The sequence below is a fragment of the Rhodanobacter lindaniclasticus genome (genome assembly GCF_004799035.1).
Classification (GTDB): Bacteria; Pseudomonadota; Gammaproteobacteria; order Xanthomonadales; family Rhodanobacteraceae; genus Rhodanobacter; species Rhodanobacter lindaniclasticus.
Genome location: NZ_MWIO01000076.1, coordinates 1 through 5,685 on the forward strand (window position 1 = coordinate 1; position 5,685 = coordinate 5,685).

The 5,685-nt window shown below is 65.7% G+C and carries 5 protein-coding genes and 1 pseudogene; 2 read left to right on the forward strand and 4 right to left on the reverse strand.

Annotation, left to right across the window (positions count from 1 at the left end; all coding sequences use genetic code 11):
• Together B1991_RS17470 and B1991_RS17475 are read right to left on the reverse strand one after the other, a co-directional pair.
• Positions 1–331 (reverse strand): annotated as a pseudogene (locus B1991_RS17470) (cupin); the annotation flags it as partial.
• The gene (locus B1991_RS17475) at positions 328–978 is read right to left on the reverse strand and encodes a methylthioribulose 1-phosphate dehydratase (protein WP_136259959.1); all 651 of its coding nucleotides are present in this window, start codon (positions 976–978) and stop codon (positions 328–330) included. The pseudogene B1991_RS17470 and the gene B1991_RS17475, both read right to left, overlap by 4 nt.
• 166 nt (positions 979–1,144) lie before the next feature.
• Here B1991_RS17475 and B1991_RS17480 point away from each other — a divergent pair, with 166 nt between their 5' ends.
• On the forward strand, positions 1,145–1,477 hold the full coding sequence (locus tag B1991_RS17480) for a high-potential iron-sulfur protein (RefSeq protein ID WP_136259960.1): 333 nt from the start codon (positions 1,145–1,147) through the stop codon (positions 1,475–1,477).
• Positions 1,478–1,878: 401 nt separating this feature from the next.
• On the opposite strand, the gene B1991_RS17485 is transcribed toward B1991_RS17480, so the two are convergent.
• Both B1991_RS17485 and B1991_RS17490 read right to left on the reverse strand, forming a co-directional pair.
• Positions 1,879–3,345: an amino acid permease gene (locus B1991_RS17485; protein ID WP_136259961.1), complete on the reverse strand. Its 1,467-nt coding sequence runs from the start codon at positions 3,343–3,345 to the stop codon at positions 1,879–1,881.
• A 76-nt stretch (positions 3,346–3,421) separates the two neighbouring features.
• A complete protein-coding gene (locus tag B1991_RS17490; protein WP_136259962.1) occupies positions 3,422–4,951 on the reverse strand; it encodes an amino acid permease in 1,530 nt (509 codons plus the stop codon).
• 169 nt (positions 4,952–5,120) lie between these two features.
• On the opposite strand from B1991_RS17490, the gene B1991_RS17495 reads away from it, so the two are divergent.
• A complete protein-coding gene (locus B1991_RS17495) occupies positions 5,121–5,672 on the forward strand; it encodes an NUDIX hydrolase (RefSeq protein WP_136259963.1) in 552 nt (183 codons plus the stop codon).
• Positions 5,673–5,685: the final 13 nt, after the last annotated feature.

Consider the following 5,685-nt stretch of genomic DNA (forward strand, 5'->3'; position numbering starts at 1 on the left):
TGCGGGCGAAGAAGAAACGCACCTCGTCTTCGCTGTGGGTGTGTTCGCTGAGGAACTTCTGGCGCAGGGCGGCGCGGTCGGGATGATCGGGTGCGAGGCTGATCACGTCGACCGCCTGGTAGCCGGCTTCGCCCATCAGGCGGTCGATGTCGCTGCGGTACGCGGCGATGACTTCCTCCTGGCTGGCGCCCGGGGCGATCGGCTGGTTCGCTTCCCATCGTTCGAAGCGCACGCCAACCTTGCCCAGTTCCGCGGCGATGGCGTCGTGGCGGTCGAGGGTGATGCGGGCGGTGTGCGGTTCGCTTTCGTCGAAGATGCGCAGGCGGCTCATGATGACCTCAGTGTTCGCAGATCCAGTTCGCAGGCGAGCAGGAATTCAAGCGCTTCCAGGTGACGCTCGCTCTCGGCCATGTCGCGGCCCCAGGTATAGATGCCGTGGCCGTCGATCAGGTAGGCGTGCAGCGGTTTGCCGGCGTCCAGCCAGGCATCCACCTGCGCCACCAGCTCGGGCATGTGCTGGGTGTTGGGGAACACCGGGATCTCCAGCACAGTGTCGTGGCTGTGGTAGCCGCTGATCGCCTTCTGCAGTTCCCAGCCCTGCAGCCGGACCACGCCATCACGGGCAAACAGCCGCGATGCCACGCTTTGCGTGCGCGAGTGGGTGTGCAGCACCGCATTGATCTCGGGCCAGCGACGATAGACCTGGGTGTGCAACGCGGTTTCGGCGCTGGGGCGCGCCTCGGTGCCCACCGGCTGGCCGTCCAGGTCGATCAGCATGATGTCGTCGCGACCCAGCTTGCCCTTGTCGCGCCCCGAGATCGTGATGGCGGCGTGGCCGGCGTCCACGCGCATCGAGAAATTGCTGCTGGTTGCCGGAGTCCAGCCCTTGTCCGCGAGCGCCCTCGCGGTCTCGACGATGCGGTCGGCGCAAGCCTCGAAGTGGCGGGCGGCGATGGCGTCTGGCAAGGCTTGGCTCATGGGATTTGGACGTCCAAACGAGTAGTTGATGATAACACGTGGTCCACGCTGACCTTGGCGGAATGAGAGCCATTCTCGCAAGTCAGGAAAGATTGCGCCTCCGGGCGTACCATCGCCGAAGGGCCGGAGCAGGGTGCGTCGGCTGCAACCAATGGAGGCTTGTGCCATGTCGAACGACAAAGATACCGAATCGCGCCGCCGGTTCCTCAAGGTGGCTGCGGGAACCACGGCAGCCGCCGTGGTGATGGGGGGCTTGCCGCGATTCGCGCGCGCCGCCGACTTGCCTGCGTTGAGCTCCTCCGATCCGACCGCCAAGGCCCTGGACTACGTGGAGGACAACACCAAGTCCACCAATCCCAAGCACAAGGCCGGTGACGACTGCACCAATTGCCAGTTCTACTCCGGCGGCCCCACCGGTCGTGGCCCGTGCCAGCTGTTCCCGGGCAAGTCGGTGAACGCGAAAGGCTGGTGCGTGTCGCACGTCGTCAAGAAAGCCTGACCGCCACGCGACAGGTCTGCAGGGCCGGCGATTTCGCCGGCCTTTTCTTTTGTCTGCGACGGATCTGACGGAACGGGGCGGGCGGTGTGTCGGCGTGGATGCCGGACAAAGTGCGGCCCGACAACGTCAGGCTGAGGAGCTGCTTGCCTGACGCGCCGGGCCGCGATCCGGGGCCCACTGCCAAGTGATATACCCTCGGACTGGGGATCATACTCCCGCGCCCGGCGAATGGGCGACCCTCGGTGTGATTTCTTGTCGGCGCATGCCAACAATATCCATCAAATCAATAACATAACGCGTATTTTACATTCAATATCGCAGCTGTACGCAAAAGCGTCGATATCAGGATATTCGAAGCACTTTCCAGCCTATCGACGAAATTCCTGCGAGTTAAGCGAACTTCAGCGGAATTTCGTCACGGCGGGCTGATTGGCTGCCTGATGCAGCACGCTGTGCCGGCGGCTGTAGAAGAAGTAGATCATGAAGCCGAGCAGGGTCCAGACGCCCAGGATGGCCCAGTTGAACCAGTCGAGGCTGAGCAGCAGGGCGAAGCAGCACGCCACGCCGGCAAGGCAGGTGAACCAGACCCACGGCACGCGGAACGTGCGCGGCAGGTCGGGCAGGGTGTAGCGCAGGATCAGCACGCCGGCGCACACCGCCGAGAACGCGATCAGCGTGCCCATCGAGGTGAGGTTGGCCAGCAGGTCGAGCGGGAACACGGCCGCCAGCAGGGCGATCATGCCGCCGGTGATCAGCGTGTTGATGTGCGGCGTGCGGTGGCGCGGATGCACCTTGGCGAACACCTTCGGCAGCATGCCGTCGCGCGCCATGATCATGAAGATGCGCGGCTGCGCGATGATCATCACCAGGATCACCGACGACAGGCCGATCATGGCGCCGATCTCCACGATCAGGCGCAGCCAGTCCAGCTCGGGATGCGCGGCCACCGCGGTGACCACCGGTTCGGCGGTATCCAGCAGGGTGTACGGCACCAGCCCGGTGAGCACCGCGGCCATCGCCAGGTAGAGCACCGTGCAGATCACCAGCGACACCAGGATGCCGAACGGCAGGTCGCGTTGCGGCGTCTTGCATTCCTGCGCCGCGGTGGAGGTGGCCTCGAAGCCGATGTAGGCGAAGAAAACCATGGCCGCGCCGCGCATGATGCCCGACCAGCCGTACTTGCCGTCGCCCTGCGGCTCGGGGATGAACGGGTGCCAGTTCTCGGGGTTCACGTAGCGGTAGCCGGCCACCACCACGATGATGATCAGGCCGACCTTGACCAGCACCATCAGCGCGTTGAGGCCGGACGACTCGCGGATGCCGATGTAGCACAGCCACGTCAGCGCCATCACGATCGCCACTGCCGGCAGGTTGAACAGGTGGCCGGTGACCACGAGTTCGCCATTGGTGAACGCCAGCGGCGCTTCGGTCAGCGCCACCGGCAGGTGCAGCCCCATGTGGTCGAGCAGGCTGGTGAAGTAGCCGGTCCAGCTTGCCGCCACGGCGGAGGCGGAGATGCCGTATTCGGCCACCATGTTCCAGCCGATGAACCAGGCGGCGAGTTCGCCCAGCGACGCATAGGCGTACGAATAGGAGCTGCCGGAGATCGGGATCAGGGTGGCGAACTCTGCATAGCACAAGGCCGCAAAGCCGCTGCAGATCGCCGCGATGATGAAGGAGATCAGCACGGCCGGGCCCGCATGTTCGGCGGCGGCGGTGCCGGTGACCACGAAGATGCCGGTGCCGATCACTGCGCCGATGCCCAGCGCCGTGATGCCCCACGGCCCCAGCGTGCGGCGCAGGCCCGGGCCATGGGCGTGTTCGTCGTCGCTGAAGTCGGTCTTGCGGGCAAGCAACTGGCTGAGCATGGGAAAGTCTTCGTGGCCGGGACGGAGAGCAGCAAAAGCGTCGCGGCCGGCGTTGGAGGCGCCGGCCGCGGGTTGGTCAGTGGGCGTTCTGGCGCAACTTGCTGTTGCGGTAACCGTAGAAGCCGTAGATCAGGAAGCCGATCGCGGTCCAGCCGAGGATCAGCCACCAGCGCACCACGAACGCCTGCCAGAACAGGAACAGGCACGCCGCCGCGCCGAGCGGGCAGACGATCCAAACGAACGGCACGCGGAATGCACGCGGCAGATCCGGGCGCGTGTGGCGCAGCACCAATACGCCGATGCATACGGTGGTGAAGGCCAGCAGCGTGCCCATCGAGACGAGGTCGCCAAGCACGTCGACCGGAAACAGGCCCGCCAGCACGGAGGCGATCACGCCCACGATGATCGTGCCCACGTACGGCGTGCGGTGCTTCTTGTGCACCTTCCCCAGCAGCGGCGGCAGCAGGCCGTCGCGGGACATCGAATAGAAGATGCGCGGCTGGCCCATCAGCATCACCAGCACCACCGAGCTCAGGCCGGCCAGTGCGGCGAACACCACCAGGATCTTCAGCGTGCCGAGGATGTGGCTGGCGCTGCTGTCGGCCGGCACGTTGCCCAGCACGTAGTTGAGCGCGGTGGCCACCGGCTCGGGCGTGTTGAGTTCGCTGTACGGAGCCAGGCCGGTCAGCGCCGCGGACATCGCGATGTACAGCAAGGTGCAGATCGCCAGCGAGCCGAGGATGCCGATCGGCATGTCGCGCTGCGGGTTCTTCGCCTCGCCCGCGGCGGTCGATACCGCGTCGAAACCGATGTAGGCGAAGAACACCAGCGTCGCCGCGCGGATCACGCCGCTCCAGCCGTACTTGGCGCCGCCCTCGTTCTCCGGGATGAACGGGTGCCAGAGGTCCGGGTTGAGGTAGTGGAAGGTGACGGCCAGGAACAGCAGGATCACGATCACCTTGATCGCCACGATGACCGCGTTGACCGTCGCCGACTGGGTGATGCCGCGATAGCACAGCCAGCTGATCGCCGCCACGATGGCCACCGCCGGCAGGTTGATCAGGGTGCCGGTGGCGATGATGTGGTGGCCGCTGGCGTCGAAGGTCAGCGGCGCCGAGGCCAGCGCCGCGGGCAGCGAGATGTCCACGCCGATCCAGGCGCTGATCATGCGCAGCATTTCATTGAAGTAGCCCGACCAGCCCACCGCCACGGTCGAGGCGGCGAACAGGTATTCCAGCACCAGGTTCCAGCCGACGAACCAGGCCACCACCTCGCCCAGCGTGGCGTACGAATAGGAATAGGCGCTGCCCGAGACCGGCAGCATTGCGGCGAACTCCGCGTAGCAAAGACCGGCCAGCGCGCAGGCGAAGCCTGCCATGAGGAAGCTGAGCACCAGCGCCGGGCCGGCGAACTGCGCCGCGGCCGTACCGGTGAGCACGAAGATGCCGGCGCCGATGACTGCGCCGATGCCCAGCATGGTCAGGTGGCGCGCGGTCAACGCGCGCTTCAATGTCACCTCGCCGGTACCGCTGCCCTCGACGGGCTCGCCGGCGTCGACATGAGGCATTGCCTCGATGCCATGGGTGGCAAAAAGACCTTTTGTCATCGGGTTCCCCTCGGATGGATTTCCTGTCCTTATCCGCGCGATGGCGGCGTGCGTGGACAGGCTGGACAATGGCGGGCCAACATATCCCATGCGGCAAAGGTTGTACAAGCTTCGCGCATGTTGCGGCGAAACATGCCGCGGTCACTTTCTTTCACACGTCCCGGTGCCCATGCACGAGTCCGCAGGCAGTCTCATCGAAGCCTTTCGCCACTACCGTGACCAATGGCAGGGTGACGCCGATGTCGTCGCGCAGTTCGAGGATTTCGCGCAGACGCATGCCGATGCTTTCAAGCGCAGCAACAGGATGGCCCATTTCACCGGTTCGGCCTGGCTGGTCAGCGCCGATGGCGACCGTGTTTTGCTGATGCATCACCGCAAGCTGGATCGCTGGCTGCAGCCGGGCGGCCATGCCGATGGCGACACGGATCTTGCGCGCGTTGCCTTGCGCGAGGCGCAGGAGGAAACCGGCCTGGCCGGCCTGCGTGTCGAAGGCGGCATCTTCGACGTCGACCGGCACCGCATCCCGGCGCGCGGCGACGAACCGGAGCACTGGCATTACGACGTGCGCTACGTGCTGCGGGCGGGAGCGGACGAGCGCTTCACGATCAACCAGGAATCCCGCGCGCTGGCGTGGCGACCGGTTGACGAGGTGGCGAAGGATGAAAGCTTGGACGTTTCGCTGCGGCGCATGGCGCGCAAGTGGCTCGCCCGTCGCGGGTAGGAGCCCGCTCGCG

Bases quoted from the DNA above. Each gene is read 5' to 3' on its own strand.
- B1991_RS17475 (WP_136259959.1), bottom strand. From the start codon at position 978: ATGAGCCAAGCCTTGCCAGACGCCATCGCCGCCCGCCACTTCGAGGCT.
- B1991_RS17480 (WP_136259960.1), top strand. From the start codon at position 1,145: ATGTCGAACGACAAAGATACCGAATCGCGCCGCCGGTTCCTCAAGGTG.
- B1991_RS17485 (WP_136259961.1), bottom strand. From the start codon at position 3,345: ATGCTCAGCCAGTTGCTTGCCCGCAAGACCGACTTCAGCGACGACGAA.
- B1991_RS17490 (WP_136259962.1), bottom strand. From the start codon at position 4,951: ATGACAAAAGGTCTTTTTGCCACCCATGGCATCGAGGCAATGCCTCAT.
- B1991_RS17495 (WP_136259963.1), top strand. From the start codon at position 5,121: ATGCACGAGTCCGCAGGCAGTCTCATCGAAGCCTTTCGCCACTACCGT.